Origin of the sequence: Trichocoleus sp. DQ-A1, assembly GCF_039961955.1 — a bacterium.
Classification (GTDB): Bacteria; Cyanobacteriota; Cyanobacteriia; order Cyanobacteriales; family FACHB-T130; genus FACHB-T130.
The window spans coordinates 218,531-237,426 of record NZ_JAMPKE010000001.1 but is presented as its reverse complement, the minus strand read 5'-3'; the positions used below and the strand labels follow the sequence as shown (position 1 = coordinate 237,426).

Annotated in this window: 11 protein-coding genes; 9 read left to right on the top strand and 2 right to left on the bottom strand. The window is 44.7% G+C overall.

Features of this window, described 5'->3' with window-relative positions:
* Positions 1-341 precede the first annotated feature (341 nt).
* The 4 genes from NDI33_RS01030 (at position 342) to NDI33_RS01015 (ending at position 8,654) form a co-directional block, all read left to right on the top strand.
* Positions 342-2,138, top strand: a complete 1,797-nt coding sequence (locus tag NDI33_RS01030) for a serine/threonine-protein kinase (RefSeq protein ID WP_190678298.1) — start codon at positions 342-344, stop codon at positions 2,136-2,138.
* A gap of 773 nt (positions 2,139-2,911) precedes the next feature.
* On the top strand, positions 2,912-5,125 hold the full coding sequence (locus tag NDI33_RS01025; protein WP_190678296.1) for a polysaccharide biosynthesis tyrosine autokinase: 2,214 nt from the start codon (positions 2,912-2,914) through the stop codon (positions 5,123-5,125).
* A gap of 1,097 nt (positions 5,126-6,222) precedes the next feature.
* A complete protein-coding gene (locus NDI33_RS01020; protein WP_190430324.1) occupies positions 6,223-7,470 on the top strand; it encodes a glycosyltransferase family 4 protein in 1,248 nt (415 codons plus the stop codon).
* The gene (locus NDI33_RS01015; protein WP_190678295.1) at positions 7,467-8,654 is read left to right on the top strand and encodes a glycosyltransferase family 4 protein; all 1,188 of its coding nucleotides are present in this window, start codon (positions 7,467-7,469) and stop codon (positions 8,652-8,654) included. Before NDI33_RS01020 ends, NDI33_RS01015 begins: the two co-directional genes overlap by 4 nt.
* Before the next feature lie 691 nt (positions 8,655-9,345).
* Here NDI33_RS01015 and NDI33_RS01010 read toward each other — a convergent pair.
* Positions 9,346-9,531, bottom strand: a complete 186-nt coding sequence (locus NDI33_RS01010) for a hypothetical protein (protein WP_190678293.1) — start codon at positions 9,529-9,531, stop codon at positions 9,346-9,348.
* A gap of 349 nt (positions 9,532-9,880) precedes the next feature.
* Positions 9,881-10,282, bottom strand: a complete 402-nt coding sequence (locus NDI33_RS01005; protein WP_190678291.1) for a hypothetical protein — start codon at positions 10,280-10,282, stop codon at positions 9,881-9,883.
* Positions 10,283-11,352: 1,070 nt separating this feature from the next.
* Between NDI33_RS01005 and NDI33_RS01000 the strand changes: the two genes are divergently transcribed.
* From NDI33_RS01000 to NDI33_RS00980, 5 genes are all read left to right on the top strand, one after another.
* Positions 11,353-12,753: an oligosaccharide flippase family protein gene (locus NDI33_RS01000; protein ID WP_190678288.1), complete on the top strand. Its 1,401-nt coding sequence runs from the start codon at positions 11,353-11,355 to the stop codon at positions 12,751-12,753.
* Positions 12,754-12,878: 125 nt separating this feature from the next.
* Positions 12,879-14,171 (top strand): O-antigen ligase, encoded by a 1,293-nt coding sequence (locus tag NDI33_RS00995; protein WP_190678285.1) that lies wholly within the window; start codon positions 12,879-12,881, stop codon positions 14,169-14,171.
* A gap of 105 nt (positions 14,172-14,276) precedes the next feature.
* A complete protein-coding gene (locus NDI33_RS00990; protein ID WP_190678283.1) occupies positions 14,277-15,374 on the top strand; it encodes a glycosyltransferase in 1,098 nt (365 codons plus the stop codon).
* Positions 15,375-15,448: 74 nt separating this feature from the next.
* Positions 15,449-16,396: a glycosyltransferase gene (locus NDI33_RS00985; RefSeq protein WP_190678280.1), complete on the top strand. Its 948-nt coding sequence runs from the start codon at positions 15,449-15,451 to the stop codon at positions 16,394-16,396.
* Between the two features lie 119 nt (positions 16,397-16,515).
* Positions 16,516-18,693, top strand: a complete 2,178-nt coding sequence (locus tag NDI33_RS00980) for a hypothetical protein (RefSeq protein ID WP_190678277.1) — start codon at positions 16,516-16,518, stop codon at positions 18,691-18,693.
* The last annotated feature ends 203 nt before the right edge of the window (positions 18,694-18,896 follow it).

Here is an 18,896-nt window from a genome sequence, read left to right as displayed (position 1 = left end):
TCAAGTTCTTAACTAGGTGTAGCTCACTCACTTTATTTTTATGAACTTTCACAGCGAAAACAGAAATTCCTACTCCTAAGCTGGTGAACTAGGATGAGAAGGGACAACTGGGAAAACGGGAAAGATGAAGTCTCAAAAAAGGCGTACACCCACTTCCTTTATCTGCCATCCCTGGTTTGTTCGGATTGCGCGATCGCTTTGGCGTATGCCGCAGTTAGCGGCTACTCGCTCTGGCTTATGACCGCAAGTTAGCGGCTACTCGCTCTAGCTGCTCCCGCTAACTGCAACTGCTCGCGTAGCGGTTGCATAGAATCATTCAACCTGCGTTCGTTCTCTCACACATGAGCAACTTTCCAGACTTATCCAGCCACGGTTATCAGGTCGTCCGAGAATTAGGACACAACCGCGCCGGTGGTCGAGTAACCTACCTGGCGCTCAACCTGAAAACACGGCAACCCGCCGTCATTAAACGATTTCAGTTTGCTAAAATCAACGCTACCTGGTCTGACTACGACGCCTACCAGCGCGAAATTCAAGTGTTGCAGGGGCTGAATCATCCCGGAATCCCCCGCTACCTGGATTCCTTTCAGACTTCCGATGGCTTTTGTATGGTTCAGGAGTATAAAAAAGCACCGTCTTTAGCCGTGCCCCGTAGCTTCGATCCTGATGAAATTAAGAAAATTGCGGTTTCTTTATTAGAAATTCTCGTTTATCTGCAAAATCGCATTCCCACTGTTATCCATCGAGATATTAAACCCGAAAATATCTTGGTCGATGGCAACATCAATGTTTTCTTAGTTGATTTTGGTCTGGCTCGAATTGGGGATGGGGAAGTGACGATGAACAGCGTGGCAAAAGGAACTTTAGGGTTCATGCCGCCCGAACAATTATTTCATCGCCAACTCACTGAAGCCTCAGATTTATATAGTTTGGGAGCAACGCTGATTTGCTTATTAACTGGAATCAAATCTGCTGAGATCAGCCAGTTAATTGATGATGATTATCGAATTAATTTCAAGCATCTCGTTCCCAAACTCAGTCTGCGGTGGATTGACTGGTTGCAAAAGATGGTGGAAATCAAACCAAAAGACCGCTATCCTAACGCAGCGATCGCGTTGGAAGCACTCAAGCCCATCTATGTGATTCGGGTACCCGAAGCGAAACTGAGTAAACCCATCTTAGAATTTAAGGCAAGAAAATTAGGTGAAAGGGTGACTCAGACAATCGCAGTTACGAACTCGATTCCTGATACCCTTCTGGAAGGAAATTGGGAAGTGGCACCCCACGAAAGCGATCCCCCCCATACACCAGATACTCACACTTGGATTTCTTTTGATTCCGTTAAGTTTGAGAACAATCAGGCGAAGTGTAAAATCAATGTGAATACCAGCCGGTTGATGGCAGATAAGACCTACGAGCGACATCTGTTATTACACACAAATTCTCTGCCAGAAACTCACGATATTACTGTTAAGATTCAGACTGCCCCGGTTCCGATTGCGAACAAAAAACTACCTTATATCGCGCTCGCTTTACTGGTGACACTTGCTGCCTCGGCGGCTTGGATTGAGGGAATCGCTTGGGGCGGAACGATTGCCCAAGTTGGGGCGATGGGTGTGGTCATGGCTGGGTTTATCACGCTGTTTGTCGCTGCATTTGGTGTGGCAGCAGCGGCTACGGCGGCGGCTGGGGCTGTGTTTGTCGCTAAGCTTCTATCCAGGTATAAAGTTAAGTTTGCGGGTATAGACACGGTTGTAGCTTTGTTGGTTGCGGGAATTGTCGCTTTTTTTGTGACGGGTTTTGGCGAGCAATTTAGAGCGGCAAATTCGGCGGCGGTTGGGTTTGAAGCGGTGGATTTTGCTGTATTTATGGCTGGTTTTGGGGCGCAGAGTCTGGCAGTTAGTTGTTTGAAAAGAGGATTTAGTCCCAATCTCGCGATTGGGGTGTCGCTATTAGCAATGGCGTTAGGCATGACTTTAGGAGTTGGCTTCCAAGTTGGATTGCTAAATCCTTTGGTGATGGGCGCTGTTTTGGCAGTTGGTTTACCTTTGGGAACCATCTTGTTTTATCCCCCTTTTGAGCGGGCAAGGTTAATTGGTAACTATCGCAAGTTTGAGCAACATTTGATTAAGCCGTAGTCAGGCAATTTGGCTCACGCCGCGTGCAACTTTTTTTAGGGAGTTTAGGCAAAGGCTTTCAACCTGTCAAACAGGTTGAAAGCTTTAAGGTAAGAGATTTATCTTCAGGAGCGGGGACGGTTTCATTCACACACCAAGGATATTCATGCCGTGAATCCTGGCAATCATCCGATTTGTTAAGGCTGGTGGTAATCTCTTTGGCTAAAGAATAATCGGATGTTTATACAGATATCTCAGGATTTTGAGGGTGATCGCACAAAGCAGAAATATGTTCCCAGATATTTGTGCCAAATTAATCTTCCAGTCACTCTGGCAATCGTCCCAAAACTGCCTCCGATAGGACCTAAAATATTTCCGACTCAATTGTTTGAGTCATTCTATAGCGATCGCGCAGTTAATCCTGCTTTAAGGTGTAAGCTTAAGGTGCTTTCATCCAAAGCGATCGCACTTCTACTCTTTGCCATAGTCCGGTTGTCCGTCAGCATCAAAAAAATTTCGCAGCCCGCTTTTGTTAATCCCTCTTATCTAGAGCTACCAGCCGAATGCTACTGCATACAGCTTTAAGCTCATCCTTTCATTGATTAACAGTTTTTTTTATCACTCCAACTTTTACTAGCCTTGTTAGGATACAATTGTCGGCTGAGTAAGAACTACCAGATGCTGCCTCTCGATAAGCGAGGAAATAGTCTACACTGCAAGGACTCGCTTCTGGGAGCGGCTAATACACCTGCCTCCAAAACAACCTTATTACCACTCTCCTACACGAGCCTCTTATGGAAACTAGACAATACACAGAAGATATAGATTTTAAAAAATACTGGCTTATCCTCAAACGGCGTTGGCTACCCGCCAGTACCGTCTTTATATTTACAGTTGCACTCGCCGCCGCATTTGCGTTCTTAAAAAAGCCTACCTACGAAGCCGAAGGGAGGCTTTTGTTTAAGAAGCAAAATACGACTTCTGCCTTAGTCACAGAGGCGGGAGCAAAAATCGGACAGTTGGAACCGCTCAATGTCTTGAATACTCCTCTGGATACAGAAGCCGAGATAGTCCGTTCTGAGCCTCTGATACAAGAGACGATAAATTCTCTAAACCTAAAAGACAAAAAGGGAGATCCCCTAAAACCTGCTGATTTCCTAAAACAGCTTACGGTAAAAGGGATCAAAGGAACCGATGTTTTGCAGATATCCGTTAAAGGCAAAGATCCCGAGGAAGCTGCAAAGATAGTCAACAAACTGATGGATTTGTATCGCGAGAAGAATGTACTTAATAACCGCGCTCAAGCAGCGGCGGCTCGCGAATTTATTAGTAAGCAGCTACCGAAGACTGAAGCCACTGTTCGTCAAGCAGAAGCCGCTTTGCGTAGTTTCAAAGAACAGAATAACATTGTAGCTCTAGAAGAAGAAGGAAGCTCAGCCGTAAAAGCGATCGCAGAGCTAGACAGCAAAAAAGCGCAAACTCAAGCTGAGCTTGAAGATGCAACTGCTAGAGTCGCCGCCTTCCAAAGTAAGATAGGACTGAATTCACAGCGGGCTATGGCTCTAAACTCGCTCAGCCAATCTCCCGCAGTTCAGCAAGTGCTGATAGAACTCCAAAAAATTGAAGGCGAGTTGACAGTTGAGCGCACCCGCTTTCAGGATGAAAACCCCAAAATAATTAATCTCGAAAGCAAACAAGCGGCATTAAAAGCTTTACTACAGGAACGGGTAGGAGAGATTGTTGGCACCAACCAACAAGTATCCGAAGCAAATTTACAAATTGGGGAACTTGAACAAAAACTGACCGCAGAATTAGTCAATGCAGAAGTGCAACGCTTAGGTTTGGCTAATCAAGTGACTTTTTTATCTCGCGCTCAGGAGGCGTACAAACAAAGAGCGAACATTTTACCTAGATTGCAACAGGGTCAGCGGGATTTACAACGGCAAGTAGAAGCCGCGCAATCTACCTACCAAATTCTTTTGAAAAATCTTCAAGAGGTACAGATTGCGGAAAATCAAAATGTAGGCAACGCTAGTTTAATTTCCGCCGCTACAGTTCCAGAAAAGCCCGTAGGTACTCGCAAGCTAATAATCATAGCTGCCGGAATTGTTGCAGGCAGTCTACTTTATGTAATTACTGCTTTCCTTGTAGACCTGAAAGATCCAACTATCAAAACTGCCAAGGAGGTGCGGGAGTTATTTAAATATACTGTCCTGGGAATGATTCCTTCTTTGAAGAAAAAAGTTACTTTTCGCAGTAAGAAACTAGAAAGAATTCTTCCGCAGCTTCCTGTTAGAGATCATCCACATTCGGTTATCAGTGAAGCTTACCGTATGCTTCAGGCAAACTTGAAGTTTCTCAGTCCAGATCAAGAGCTGAAAGTCATTGCGGTGACAAGTTCTGTTTCCAAAGAAGGCAAGTCTACAGTTTGTGCCAACTTGGCTATCGCTATGGCTCAACTAGGAAGACGAGTTTTATTAATAGATGCGGATCTGCACCATCCCATGCAGCATCATATCTGGGACTTGACTAATGCAATTGGTCTGAGCGATGTCATCGTTAATCAAGCTGAGTTTGAGATGGCTGTGCGAGAAGTGATGGATAACTTGGATGTGCTTCCTTCTGGGGTGATTCCTCCTAATCCATTGGCTCTTGTTGACTCAAAGCGGATGGCTGGATTAATTGACAATTTTTCTAAAGACTACGATTTTATAATCCTTGATACGCCTCCAATTGTTCTGGTGGCAGATGCTCTGGCAGTAGGCAAGATGACTGATGGTATGTTATTGGTAGTTCGCCCAGGCGTGGTTGATACTGTCAGCGCTGCTGCTTGTAAGCAATTTTTGGTACAGTCAGGTCAGAAGGTCTTGGGCTTGGTCGTCAATGGTGTGATTGTGGAAAACGAACCTGATAGTTATTTCCACCATGCCAAGGCATACTACAAGGAAGATGCCAGTACGCCAAAAATGCTGACAGCGAAGGCTCCTAAAAATAGCGATCGCGTTTAAACAAGCATTAATCGATTACTTCTAGCTCGAACCATAAGCGTACTGTTGTAAGGACGTTATATACGCTTATGGCGAATCCTCTTCTCCTAACCGTGTTCGGGGTAGGAGAATTTTGTTATGGGAAAAAGGCGAGTCCCCTTTCCGTGTAGAGAAGACCGCTGATATACACTTGCTTAAATGCGTTACGTTGATACCCCTCACCAATAGGACAACTAAGCAAATTCGCTCTTGCAGGCTGCTACTGCGGATCGGCAAAGAAATATCTTCTAGTAGAGAATATTAAATAAAATTGTATTTTTGCATAGTGGCTGTCAAATTACACTTTTAAATACAGACTTCATTAGCAGTTTATATCCGATGCCTCGGAAAGTTAATTGTAAAGTACGAAAGTACAATTTATACAATCGAGCGGTTTTACGTATAAACTCAGTTCGCATCTTCCATAAGGAGTATTCATAATTCCTACTTTTGATAGTAGTAATAGGCTTCGGAAAGTTAATCGTAAAGTACAATTCATCTAACTAAGTAATCTTACGTATAAACTTAGTCCGCATCTTCCATAAGGAGTATTCATAATTCCTACTTTTGATAGTAGTAATAGGCTTCGGAAAGTTAATCGTAAAGTACAATTCATCTAACTAAGTAATCTTACGTATAAACTCAGTCCGCATCTTCCATAAGGAGTATTTTATAACTCCTACTTTTGATAGTAGTAGTAGGAGTAACGAGTTCTCTTCTAGAGTGGTATTAGATTTAGTAAAAGCTTAGGAATGGCTGGGTCAGGGTTTTTCGGGTTTGGGAGAAATTATTGGGCAGTGTTAAAATTGAGCCATTTTTTGCCTTCATAGCGTCTTGAACCTCATTATAAAGTTGCCATGAAGTCAAGTGGGAAATTTGAGAACTTTCTGTAAAATCTGGCAAATTCAATTTACTTAAGTAGGGTTTTACAGTAATCTAAGCAATTATGAGGAAGAGAATCTCAGACTCTCAAGTCAGCTAAGCAATCATGCTGAAATAAATCTACTGACAGACTGCTTAATTAATCTTTGCCACAACAAAAAAACAACCAATACACCTAGCTATATATAGGTATTGTTATGCGTAAACCTGTTTTGACTATCTTCTACCAGTTCAATCCGAGTAGCATTAGCATCGGGGGTATACAAACAGTCATACGCACTTTTGTTAAATACGCTCCTAGCGAGTTTGAAATCCGGCTGGTAGGCACGGAGAACGATCCATCGCAACCCATAGGAGTATGGAGAGACGCCCAGTTGGCAGGCAGAGAGATCCGCTTTATGCCCTTGTTTTTTATAGAAAACGATAACTTTAAAAAATTAGTACCAACCACTATTAAATATACGGCTGCCCTTTTAGGTCGGAATTTGAGTTCGGATTTCATGCACTTTCACAGGCTGGAACCCACACTTTTTACTCGCAACTGGTCAGGAGAAAAGACTCTCTTTATTCACAACGATATTCAAAAGCAAATTAATTCTGCGGACAAAAAAAATGCGATTCTGTGGCAACGTTTTCCAGCAGCATATTTTGCTATCGAACGCTATCTTGTAAGTCAGTTTTCTCAAATCTTGTCGTGTAATACTGAATCGGTGCAACATTACCAGCAGCATTACCCAGAGATAGCAGAGCGCATTTCCTACGTCAAAAACACAGTAGATAACGAAATCTGCTACCCATTGACCTTAGATGAACGAGAGAAAGGTAGGCGCACACTTGCACAGCAGATGGGTTTAGCGGAAGATACACGCTTTATTCTATTTGCTGGTCGCCTTCACGCCCAGAAAGACCCCGTCTTGCTAGTCCGCTCCATTGCTGCCCTGAACGATTCAAATGTTCACCTCCTCATAGCAGGCGATGGAGACTTAAAGGATAAGCTACGTTCTGAGATTTCCCGCCTTGGATTGTCCGGACAGGTAACGCTGCTGGGACCATTAGCCCAGGCAGAACTTGCACAGTTGCAACGTGTATGTAGTGTTTTTGTACTAACGAGCGCCTATGAAGGTCTTCCTATGGTCGTTCTCGAAGCACTTGCCAGTGGTACGCCAGTGGTGACAACCCAATGCGGCGAAACTCCAAACCTACTCACTACTGATAGTGGAGTGGTGTGCGAGGAGCGATCGCCAGCCGCAATTGCAGATGCCTTGCGGAAGGTACTGCACAACGGTGGAGATTATCCAATCGAGGCGTGCGTTAAAGCTGCCAAACCTTACAGTGCCAAGACTGTCGTGGGTGATATCTACAGCGATATGCTAAGCCGCTGGCAACAGCGGAATTTGTCTACTAGCCAGATTAATCAAAAAACTTTTACCGGGGTTTCGCCATGAAAATTGCCGTAATTGGAGCAAAAGGGTTGCCTGCTAAACAGGGTGGTATCGAGCACCACTGTGAAGAAATTTATTCACGGGTTGTGGAACAGGGTCATGAAGTGGATTTGTTTGCCCGTTCCTCATACACTGGAGATGTTTCGCTCAGCCACTATAACGTTCATGGTGTGAAGGTTGTTTCCATACCCAGCTTGAATATCAAGGGAATGGATGCTCTGTTGAGTTCGGCGCTGGGAGCGATCGCTTGCAATGCGAAGCGTTATGATATCGTTCACTTCCACGCTTTAGGACCAGCCCTCTTTACTTGGCTACCCAAACTTGCTTCCTCGGCAAAAGTTGTTGTTACCTGTCATGGCTTAGATTGGCAACGTGCCAAATGGAACAAAGCTTCTAGCGACCTAATCCGTCGCGGCGAACGTGCTGCTGTCCGCTTCTCTGATAGCATGATCGTCGTCTCAGAGGAACTGCGCTCATACTTTAAGGAAACTTACGGTAAGGAGACAATTTATATTCCTAACGCACCCTCAAATATGGGTGATTCAGACCCTACTTTTAGCTATGGAACTTCGCTAGGTCTGGAACAGGGACGCTATATTCTATTTTTAGGTAGACTCGTACCGGAAAAGTGCCCCGACTTACTCATCAAAGCCTTCCAAAATCTTCAGCAAGAAGGATGGAAACTCGTCATGGTGGGCGGTACCAGCGATACCAATGAGTTCACCTCGGAGATCACCGAGATGGCGGCGAATAACAAGAACATCATATTCACAGGTGAACTTAGAGGTCCCCGTCTTGCAGAAATCCTTCGGGGTGCGGGATTGTTTGTACTTCCTTCTGAGTTGGAGGGATTACCTCTATCAATGTTGGAAGCAATGCAGGAAGGTGTTCCCGTACTCGGTAGTGACATTCCCGTGCATCAGCAATTGATTGGCAAAAACCGAGGGATGCTTTTCCAGGTAAAAAATGTAGACTCCTGCCTCCGCAGCTTGGAATGGGCAATCAATCACCAGAATGAATTGGCGGTAATGGCTAAAAACGCCCAGAGTTATGTGCAAGCACACTATACCTGGAACCAGATTACTAGCGAAACATTGGAGTTGTACAGAACACTCACCGCCCTTGCTCCACTAGACAACGAAAACGGCAAACGAATTCCAGTTCCATCAGACCTGGTCAAGGCTTAAAAGCGCTGTTGCATTTCTAAATTGTCAATATAACTTAATATTTTCCTGCCAGGTGATAGGGGCGCACAAATAGCTGTACGCCCCTACTATTTTTTGTCTTTATATTATCTTTATATTTTTTTTACACAAAATAGCCATTAACACTCACTTCACCAGTGTTATAAGCGCGACACACATATTTACATTCAATTACGTATTTACTAGCAGCATTCAGTTAAAAAACTTAGCTTTCAGGACAAAATCAGAAAAACATCCTTTAATTTATTTGTAAAAAAATATACTTAAAGCGTCTCCGTATGTTTTCGGGTTTATAAAGGAGTTCTTTACAAAAAATTCAAAAAATTCACTGATGTCAAGACCCTGTAGTGTTTCATATCCTAGAGGGGTAAACAAAACTATTTACCAAAATGAACGCCTTTATCAAGAAACTAATTTCTACAAGCGTCATGTTTCTCTTCACGGCTGCTGGTTTCGTAGTATTGGCATTTTCGGTAGTCTTGATGACGGTTGAATCCCTCGTCTCGTACGTGTTGTCACAAGTAACAGCACTACAAAATCATTCTTTAACAGAACGTGTTACTAGCGTGAAAGAACCGTCTTCTGTTAAAGGCTAATGCCTTGGTACTTTTCGGGTAAATTTAACCAGTATTCAGGGGCGAATTGCGTGTACGGGCGCGGAAGATAAAGCAGCCTACTCCTTGGAATCGTCAGGAGTTCCGTAGTAGATGCCCCTGCCATTGGTACCAACGAAAACCAAGCCAAACTGTTGCCAACTCGCCTCCATCGCATTTGGCTCGCCAGCGATGGGATTTTGGCTAGAACCAATGCTTATCCAAGTTCTGCCTCTGTCGAGAGAACGGAAGATCCCCTCGCCCATACCAGAAATTTTTCCATACAAATAAAGCTCTGGAGTTGTCCTTCCGGTCTGCGGTTTCCCAAAAGTAAACAAATGCGCCTTTTCTACTGAAGGCAGCTTAGCGAACGTTTTGCCACCGTCTGTGGAGTTAAATAAACCTTCCTAGTCTAAGCTGAGCCTGACTTCAGTTTTCGCATCTGGAACTGTTTTCAGCGCATACGAATAGTAGTCACTCTTAATATTGGGAATCGATGAGTTGACAATGCTAAAGGCTAAAGGATGCACCTTGGTCAGTGCTGCGGTAAACTTTGCTGTCGCTGTAATAGTAAAAAGTATTTCTATCTACTTTATTCGCCACCAAGGGCTGATCTCAATACCAGGGACCTTCTGAGCAATTTGGTAGTCCAGACACTGCACTCCCTGAAGCGCCGCTATTAGTGGTGCGTAGGGGTAGAGCTTTACTTACAGCTACAACGAACAAGTTTGGATTAGGTGCCGATATCGCTACGCGCAGCGGCATTGATGCCGGAAACGACCCAAGCTTCTTCCAAATTAATCCACCGTCTGTTGAAGTTGCTCCTGTAGAAGTTGAGTTCCACCTTGAACCGCCAACGCGGACGAGATGCCAACGCCTTTGGTAAGCGTTGGAGATAAAGTTGCGACTTTCGCCCATTGTCGCGCCTGCATTCGAGGATCTCCACACCCCATCGTGCCGCGAATCAAAGAAAATAATGTTGGAGTTAGCCGGATTGAGAGCTAGTCTTTTTCCCACCCAGCCATGCTCAACATTACTGTCTATCCCTAAGTTTATGTTTAGTTTAGTCCAGTTTTTACCTCGCTCTGTGGACTTAAAGATTGATCTTTTGGGTTGCCGCTGGGAGTATTTACCTGCTGCCATGTAAACGATATTTGGGTTGATGGGATTCTGTTGCGATCGCTTCTTCCCCGTAATATGTTTTCTCTTTCATTGTGAAGCTGTCATGTAATCGAATGCAGGTTTTATCTTCGGCATTCCAGCGATAAAAGCCACCAACGTCGGTTCTGATCTAAACCAGATCCTTTTGTGCGTTGTAAGTATAAACACCTGTAACAAACCCTCTACTGCCTATCGACACGTTAGCCCAGCGACGTAGGAAGTGGGTGCCATCAGTACGGACACAAGATCCGCGCCTACAATCGGCTGTTGGTTGCTACCTATTGCTACTAGCAGTACACCCAAGCATAGTGCCAATAAACACAGGAGCCACAGCCCGATGGAGAAGTTTTAATATCATGATTGCCTAAACACTGGTAAGATTACAGACATTTTGCAGAGAATAATGTAAGTTATCTATTTCATAAAGTTGAAGTTCTAATGAAGAATTATCAAGCCTTCCATAGCTCAATGCCAAATGTGTAAATATTCAGTGTCTTTATAAAAGCTTTAAACTTTGGGGGGGAATTCTCACAAATCCACACTGTTGTCTGTGGTAAATTAAATTTGCTTGCTTAAAAAGAGATTGGCACCCAAGTACGATCGCTTTAACTGTTGCTGAGATATTTTTGCCAATCTGTACTAGCGTTAGTAGCAATTGACTATTTATTCAATGAAATATGCTGACGACCTTAGAAGGCCGTCTACTGATGCAGTAGCGATGAACCAAGGCAAACTAAGGAGAAAAATGTGCTGGAGCTGAGCCACCTGCTCAAAAAATTGATGAGCATTCTACCGATTTTCCCGCATCTTGCGCCGCTAAAGACTCCCAAGCTGCGATCGCTATCTATAAATCTCTTTTTCTGGAAGTCTTCATTGGTAGAACATCAAGGATTTCTCCGTAATATTTGCTACTTTGAGGGACAAGCATGAACCTGAAAACGCAAGTCATGCGGGGAGGAGTCTACCTGGTACTGCGTCAGGGGCTGGGAGTATTCATCAGTCTGGCAGGAGTGATGCTAGTTACCAAAGTCATAGGACCGGAGAAATACGGTCTCTATGCTGCCACCATCAGTATATTTTTGTACCTTCAGATGCTCAGCCAGCTAGGCATTGAAGTTTATCTGGTGCGGCGGGAAGGGGAAGAGGAACTCGGAGTATATCACCAAGCTTTCACCCTGCTGTTGCTGCAAGCGTTTACAGGAATGCTTTTAGCTTTTTTGGCGCTTCCCTTAGTAGAAAGCTGGGTGAATATCCAAGGGTTTCGCCCGGTAGCGCAAGTCTTGTTTCTGGGACTTCCCGTCGTTCTCCTCAATCAAGTCCCGATGGCTCGGCTAGAGCGCAATCTAGATTACAAGCGGGTAGCTTTAATTGAACTTCTCGGTCAGTTAGTTTACTACGTGATAGCCTTTCCAATGGCTTTTCGGGGAGCCGGAGTTTGGGCGCTGGTGGCTGGATGGTGGCTACAGCAAGTTCAAACTCTAGCACTACTCTACTGGAGTGCCGGATATCGTCCCCGCTTTGCTTGGAATTGGGTTTTAGTTAAGCAGATGCTGGGATACAGCATCGGATTTTCCACCTCAGTCTGGGTGTGGCAACTACGTACTCTGATCAACCCCCTGCTAGTAGGTAGATACGCTGGTGCCGAGGCAGTGGGATATGTAGCCCTAGCCATCCGGATCATCGACATTCTCAGTTTCGTAAAAACCGCAACGTGGCGGATTTCCATTGCCACCTTGGGGCGCTTGCAGGGAGATCGAGAGCGGTTACGGAGAGCTGTCACTGAGGGCATGGGCCTTCAGATATTAGCTTTAGGACCCCTGCTCGTAGTAGTCAGCTGGGCTTTGCCTGTGCTTATTCCATTGGTGTTTGGCGATCGCTGGCTTCCCGTAGTGGCGATCTATCCTTATATCGCCTTGAGCAATCTGACCAACTCCATGTTTAATATGCATTCCTCAACCCTCTACGTTTTGCGGCGGAACTGGGAAGTTACAGTTTTTCACATCGTGTATATGGCTCTTTTTGTAGGAGCAGCATTCGTGCTGTTACCCCGCTTGGGATTAGTGGGATACGGCTGGGCTGAGGTGGCGACTTTAGCGAGTTATATTGTCATCCACTTCTACCTAGTGCGGGACATTGGCAGTCCTGACTATCGATTGGCTGGCTTGTGGTGCGGGACCTTTGGAATAGCTTTGTTTGCCTACCAGTTAGGATGGTGGGTAGTTTTGGGCTTAGTAGTCGTGGCATTGTTGCCCAGTACCCAGCAGAAGCTGAGAGATTATATTAAAAGTATCAAAGGAGTAAAGCAGGAAAAATCATCCGAAGCTTAACGCCACCTTCAACAAAAACTGCATCATCCTAGAAACTTGTCAAAAGTCATTTTCTCCCCCCTCACCCGACTGAAAAGACCTAGACTTGAGTTTAATTCTAGATACTTTTACCACCCTCTAAAGTCGTGAATCCACTCCTAAATTTCGCTGAAAAGAGATTCTCGGTTCTGGCGCTGCTAGTGTTCTCAGGATTATTAAACTTTGCTAGCTTAAACAATGCCTCGGAGGGAACAGCTGGCTACGCTGTTTATGTTTCTTCCGTGTTTGACAAGATTATATCGCTGCTACAGATGGGAGTCTATGCAGGGACAATCTTTTTTATTTTTGCCCGGTTCAAAAGTGTTGTTCGTCCAGCTTTGAGAGACGTTTTCTTATGGGGTTTAGTCGCAACAATTGTAATCTCATTTTTTTGGTCTGATTTCCCGCCTATTTCTAGAAAAGCTGGCCTCAATGTATTACAAACAACCTTGTTTGGACTGTATTTGGCTTCGCGCTATACCTTGAAAGAGCAAGTACGCATAATAGCGTGGGCGCTGGGTATAGGAGCAGTAATTACCGTAATGTACACCCTAGTTTTTCGGGGAGGTGGAATAGAAAGTGGAACTCATGCAGGAGCTTGGCGGGGGCCTTTGTTACACAAAAACCTCTTGTCTCGCCTGATGCTGGTACCAGCATTGTCTACCTTACTTGTGGCTCTGAACGTTCGCAAATATCGTTACTTGGTATGGGGTGTCTGTGGTATTTGCGTTGGCGTGATTGTACTTACAACTTCAAAAACTGCTTTAATCATCTTCTTGACTTTGATAATTCTCTTGCCTTTTTACAGCGCTTTACGGTGGAGCGACAACTTAGCTATTCCCTTCTTCATTACATTGATATTAATCGGTGGAAGTCTAGCTACATGGGGCGTGGCAAGTTGGGATAACTTGCTGTTTAGCTTAGGCAAAGATCCTACCCTCAGCGGTCGTACAGAGATTTGGGATGCTGTAATAGAAAAAATCTGGGATCGGCCTTGGTTAGGCTATGGTTATCAGGGATTTTGGCTGGAGGGAGGAGAGTCGGAATATGTTTGGCGTGTACTTCGCTATAAGGTATACCACGCTCACAATGGCTTTTTAAACTTGACAGTTGATCTCGGCTTTGTAGGGCTATTCTTCTTTGGGATTAGTATTATTTTCACCTATTTTAGAGCCATAAAATGGGTGCGTTCGACTAAAGAACCAGAAGATTTATGGCCCATAACCTACGTGACGTTTTTACTAATGTATAACTATACCGAAAGTACAATTGTAGAACCGCACTCTCTGTTTTGGATATTGTATGTATCAGTAACTTTATCATTGAAGCGCCTCCCAATGTCAAATATTAGGCCATTTGAACCAGAGGAAAGAAAGGAAGGATTAGTTGAAACAACCTAGTAAGGTTCGCAATAAATTTACCAACTTTTTCAAGTAACCCTTCCCTTAACTCCTCCCCAGAGAGCGGAAATTAGGGAATAGAAGTATTTTCAACCTCAAATAAAAATGTCTAGCCTAACAATTTTTCTTACTTCCCTATATGGCGGTGGCGCTGAGAGAGTCCTCGTTAATTTGGCTCGTGGTTTTGTCGAGCAAGGCTTAAGCGTAGACTTAGTTTTAGTGAAGGTGGAAGGACCTTATCTGTCTCTAGTACCGCCAGAGGTGAGAATTGTGGACTTGAAAGGTAAGCGGCTGCTGTCAAGTCTCCCCGCCTTGGTACGCTATCTGAAAGAAAATAAACCTACAGCTTTGCTTTCGGCTTTGGAAGATACGAATATAGTAGCTTTGTTGGCTCGAAGGCTGGCTGGTGTATCTACAAGAGTGGTAGTGAGCGTACATAACACCCTATCTCAGGAGGCGCAAAACTCTAAGCAGCTGAAAAGGCGAATTGCACCTTACTTGGTACGCTGGTTTTACCCGATGGCTGATGCAGTTGTTAGTGTGTCTCAAGGGTCGGCTGATGATTTGGTGCATCTAGGATTAGCAAAAGAACAAATCAAAGTTATTTACAACCCAGTTGTTACCCCGGATCTGTTCAAAAAAGCCAGTGAACTTGTGGAACATCCTTGGTTTGAGCCGGGACAGCCTCCGGTGATTTTGGGTGTGGGACGCCTGGAAAAGCAGAAAGACTTTCCTTCTTTGATTCGCGCCTTTGCTCAAGTGCAACAACAGCGTCCGGCGCGGCTGATGATTTTAGGGGAGGGAACGGAGCGATCGCAGCTTGAAGCTTTGGTGCAGGAATTGGGTATAGCATCGAATGTGGCTTTACCTGGGTTTGTGGCAAATCCCTATGCTTATATGGCATCTTCAGCAGTATTCGTCCTATCTTCTTTATATGAAGGATTGCCTACTGTACTCATTGAGGCGATCGCTATGGGGACCAGGGTAGTTTCTACCGATTGTCCTAGCGGGCCAGAAGAGATTTTAGCAAACGGAAAGTACGGTCAGTTAGTCAGTGTTGGAGATGTCAAAGGTTTAGCAGAAGCGATCGCGACTACCTTAGATAAGCCTTCTGACTCGGAAGCACTGCGGCTAAGAGCTGATGAGTTCTCCCTGGAAAAGTCTGTAGCACAGTATCGGCATGTATTGGGTATTGATTCATAGGCATTGCTGTGTTCTTCCCAAGCTTGCTGCTATTGTCACTACTCAAACCAGACGCTCATAACAACACTAAAAGCATGAACAGCAACCCTAAAGTTAGCATCGCCATTAATAACTACAATTATGCTCGTTTCCTATCACAGGCAATTGATAGCGCCCTAAGGCAAACCTATCCCCACGTCGAGGTAATTGTGGTGGACGACGGTTCTACCGACAACTCACGAGAAGTTATTGCCAGTTATGGCGATAAAATTCTCCCGGTGCTAAAGGAAAATGGGGGACAAGCTTCAGCTTTCAATGCAGGCTTTGCGGCGAGTAAAGGAGATATTGTTTGCTTTTTGGATGCTGACGATACTTTTGTACCTGAAAAAGCAGAAAAAGTAGTAGAAGCATTAGGCGATCGCCCAGATTTAGGTTGGTGTTTCCATCCTCTTAAATTTGTGGACGAAAAGTTAGTGGAAATAAATGATAAAAAACTTAAAACCAGTCCCGATTTATTCCGCGAGTACGATTTGACACAGTTAACTAAAAGTGGCAGATTCTACAAAAACTTTCCTTACCCCTCTACCTCTGGTCTTTGCTTGAAACGGTCACTTTTACAACAAATTCTGCCAATGCCGGATAAAGCAGGAAGCACTTTGCTTAATGATGCTTTTTTGATTTTTAGCTCATTAGGGCTAAGTAAAGGGATCGTTTTGGATAAGGAATTAAGTCTTTATCGGGTACATGGGAAGAACGCCAATGCTATCGGAAAAGAGACTAAGGGGAAATCAAAAGACTATCAGAAGCGAACCGCCAAGATCAATATCCTTTTAGGCTATTGGATAGGAGTCAAATTCTCATCATTTTATGAGTTTTCTAACCACATGATGGCGACAGGAATGGGTGTGTATCTCCGGAATGGAGAAATGGATGCGGAGTTTAAAAAACTTGTTAAAAATCATCTTGCCACCGTAAAACCGATAGATAAACTAAAAATCTATATGAGAGCTTTCTATAATTTTGTAAAAAATCCTAAATATTAAACTTAAGCAATATAACTTCTCGTACACCATTAATTTACTGGGAATGAAATCGGGAATGAACAGAGACTTACACAAATAATTGATTGGTGTTCATCTGTGTTTATCTTTGGTTATAAATTATGAAAATACCAAAATTTATCGCTTTGACTGGTTTGCCTATTTTGGTGGGAATTATTGCTGCGTGTGCCACTAGCAACCAACAACCGCAAACATACAAAAGCCTTGGCATAGCATCTGTAGCCGCAGCACCCATCTACTCGATCGGGGGAAATGGATATCGCTGGGCTAACGTTTCTATAGGTGGAGGTGGGTTTGTTACAGGTGTCTACCCCCATCCTTTAGAAAAGGATCTTGTTTATATCAGAACTGACGTTGGTGGTTTTTATCGCTGGAATGCAGCAGATAAAAGTTGGATTCCTTTAAATGACAGCTTTCCACTTGCCCAAAAAACTTATTACGGGGGAGAAGCACTAGCCGTCGATCCAAATGATGCGAATATTGTCTACATGGCGGCAGGCAAATACTCCCAGTGGGAGCCGAAGGGGTCAATTTTCAAGTCTAGCGATCGAGGAAAAACTTGGACTAAGTTGAAGATAGACTTAGGGATGGACAGCAACTCCGAAGAGCGGTGGGCAGGAGAAAGGTTAGCTGTCGATCCGTCTAACTCTAAAGTAATCTTTTTTGGTTCGCGGCACGATGGGTTGTGGAAGTCGTCTGACGCGGGGGCGACATGGGCTAGAGTTACTTCTTTTTCCCCAAATCTGACAAAAGGAATTGGAATTTTAGGCATTGCGTTTGACAAGCGATCGCCCGGTTTAGTCTACGCGAATGTCTATGGAGATGGAATCTATAAATCTACTGACACGGGTAATACTTGGAGCAAAATCCAGGGAAGCCCGACACAGGCACAGCGAATGGCTGTTTCCAGCAACGGTATTCTCTACGTTACGCACAAATCAGGAGTTAGCAAATATGCTGGTGGAACCTGGAGTAACATCACTCCAGGTGGCAAGCCAGCGTTTTTCAATGCCTTGGGTGTTAACCCAAGGAATCCCAATCATTTAGTCGTATCTTTAGGTCAAATAACTAGCAAAATCCTCTATAGTTCCTTAGATGGGGGAGCGACTTGGACAGAAAAAAAGGCAAATATAAACCACACGGTTTCTTGGTGGCATGATGCCATGTTTGAATCGTGGGTTTCAGCAATTGAATTTGACCCGAAAGTGCCGGGAAAAGTTTGGTTGACGAATGGTTCTGGAATTTGGCAAACAGACAATATCAACGCCAATCCAGTGACTTGGGCTAACTATCAGCAAGGACAAGAAGAGATAGTCGCTTTCGCCCTAGCTGCACCTCCAAAAGGTGCTGTGTTATTAAGTGGTGTAGCCGATGTAGACGGTTTCAATCACAACAATGGGCTTAATTCTTATCCATCGAAAAGGATGGGCGGTATCGGACCTTGGCCTCAGCATACTTACGGTATTACCTACTCTGAAAGCGACCCGTCGCGGGTGGTGCGGGTTGGTGGTGTGGAGTGGGAACCAATCCACAATGGCGGAACAACTTCGACAGACGGCGGATTGACTTGGAAGAAGTTTGGGTCATTTCCCTCAAAGGCAATGCCGTTGCGCGTAGCTATATCGGCAAATAACCCAAACAATTTTGTCGTGACTCTCAGTGAGGCTCAGCCGATACAGACAACTGATGGCGGCGCGTCATGGGGTAAAGTGTCGGGGCTACCTAATGGGGCTAAAGGCCCCTGGTATTGGGGTGAGCCGTTGGCCGCAGATAAAGTAGATGGCAACACGTTTTACTATTACAGCGAAGGCAAAGTTTATCGCAGTACTGATAGGGGCGCATCGTTTCAGGTTGTTAACTCATCGATTAAAAGCGAGTATTGGGCAGATTTGTGGTGCAGGCTGAAAACAGTTCCGGGTGTGAAAGATGAGGTGTGGCTTAGTCTGGACTGGAATGGTTTGTACCGTTCAACAGACGGTGGCAAGACTCTGACTAAGCTGCCTTCAGTAGAGAGGGCACATTTGTTCGCCTTCGGGAAACCGCCGGATGGCAGCACGACTCCGGCACTTTATCTGTATGGAAAAGTTGCTGGCATGGGCGAGGGAATTTTTCGGTCTCTTGATAGAGGCCAAACTTGGACGAGCATTGGCTCTCAAGAGAATCCTATCGGTGGTGAGCCAAATGTGATGGAGGCGAGTTGGCAGCAGTTTGGGCTGGTGTTTATCGGTACCAATGGTAGGGGCATCTACTACGGAAAACCAGATGGTTCCTCTGGATAGGCGGCTTCATCTTCCACGCGGGCGATCGCACTCCGTCACTGAAAGTTTGCTTTTTCCCGTTCCCAGCCTCCAACTTGAAACGCCTGTAATGAGGCTGAGCCTCATTACAGGCGTCAGCTTTTTTAATTAACTTTGCTTTGTATAGCGTCCCATCAGTTCTACAGCCTCCAAAATATGACCTTGCTACGGATAAAGCTGTAGGG

Excerpts from the sequence above, each read along its gene's own strand:
- NDI33_RS01000 (WP_190678288.1), top strand. The coding sequence starts at position 11,353 with ATGAACCTGAAAACGCAAGTCATGCGGGGAGGAGTCTACCTGGTACTG.
- NDI33_RS01015 (WP_190678295.1), top strand. The coding sequence starts at position 7,467 with ATGAAAATTGCCGTAATTGGAGCAAAAGGGTTGCCTGCTAAACAGGGT.
- NDI33_RS00980 (WP_190678277.1), top strand. The coding sequence starts at position 16,516 with ATGAAAATACCAAAATTTATCGCTTTGACTGGTTTGCCTATTTTGGTG.
- NDI33_RS00990 (WP_190678283.1), top strand. The coding sequence starts at position 14,277 with ATGTCTAGCCTAACAATTTTTCTTACTTCCCTATATGGCGGTGGCGCT.
- NDI33_RS01010 (WP_190678293.1), bottom strand. The coding sequence starts at position 9,531 with ATGGGCGAGGGGATCTTCCGTTCTCTCGACAGAGGCAGAACTTGGATA.
- NDI33_RS01030 (WP_190678298.1), top strand. The coding sequence starts at position 342 with ATGAGCAACTTTCCAGACTTATCCAGCCACGGTTATCAGGTCGTCCGA.
- NDI33_RS01025 (WP_190678296.1), top strand. The coding sequence starts at position 2,912 with ATGGAAACTAGACAATACACAGAAGATATAGATTTTAAAAAATACTGG.
- NDI33_RS01020 (WP_190430324.1), top strand. The coding sequence starts at position 6,223 with ATGCGTAAACCTGTTTTGACTATCTTCTACCAGTTCAATCCGAGTAGC.
- NDI33_RS00985 (WP_190678280.1), top strand. The coding sequence starts at position 15,449 with ATGAACAGCAACCCTAAAGTTAGCATCGCCATTAATAACTACAATTAT.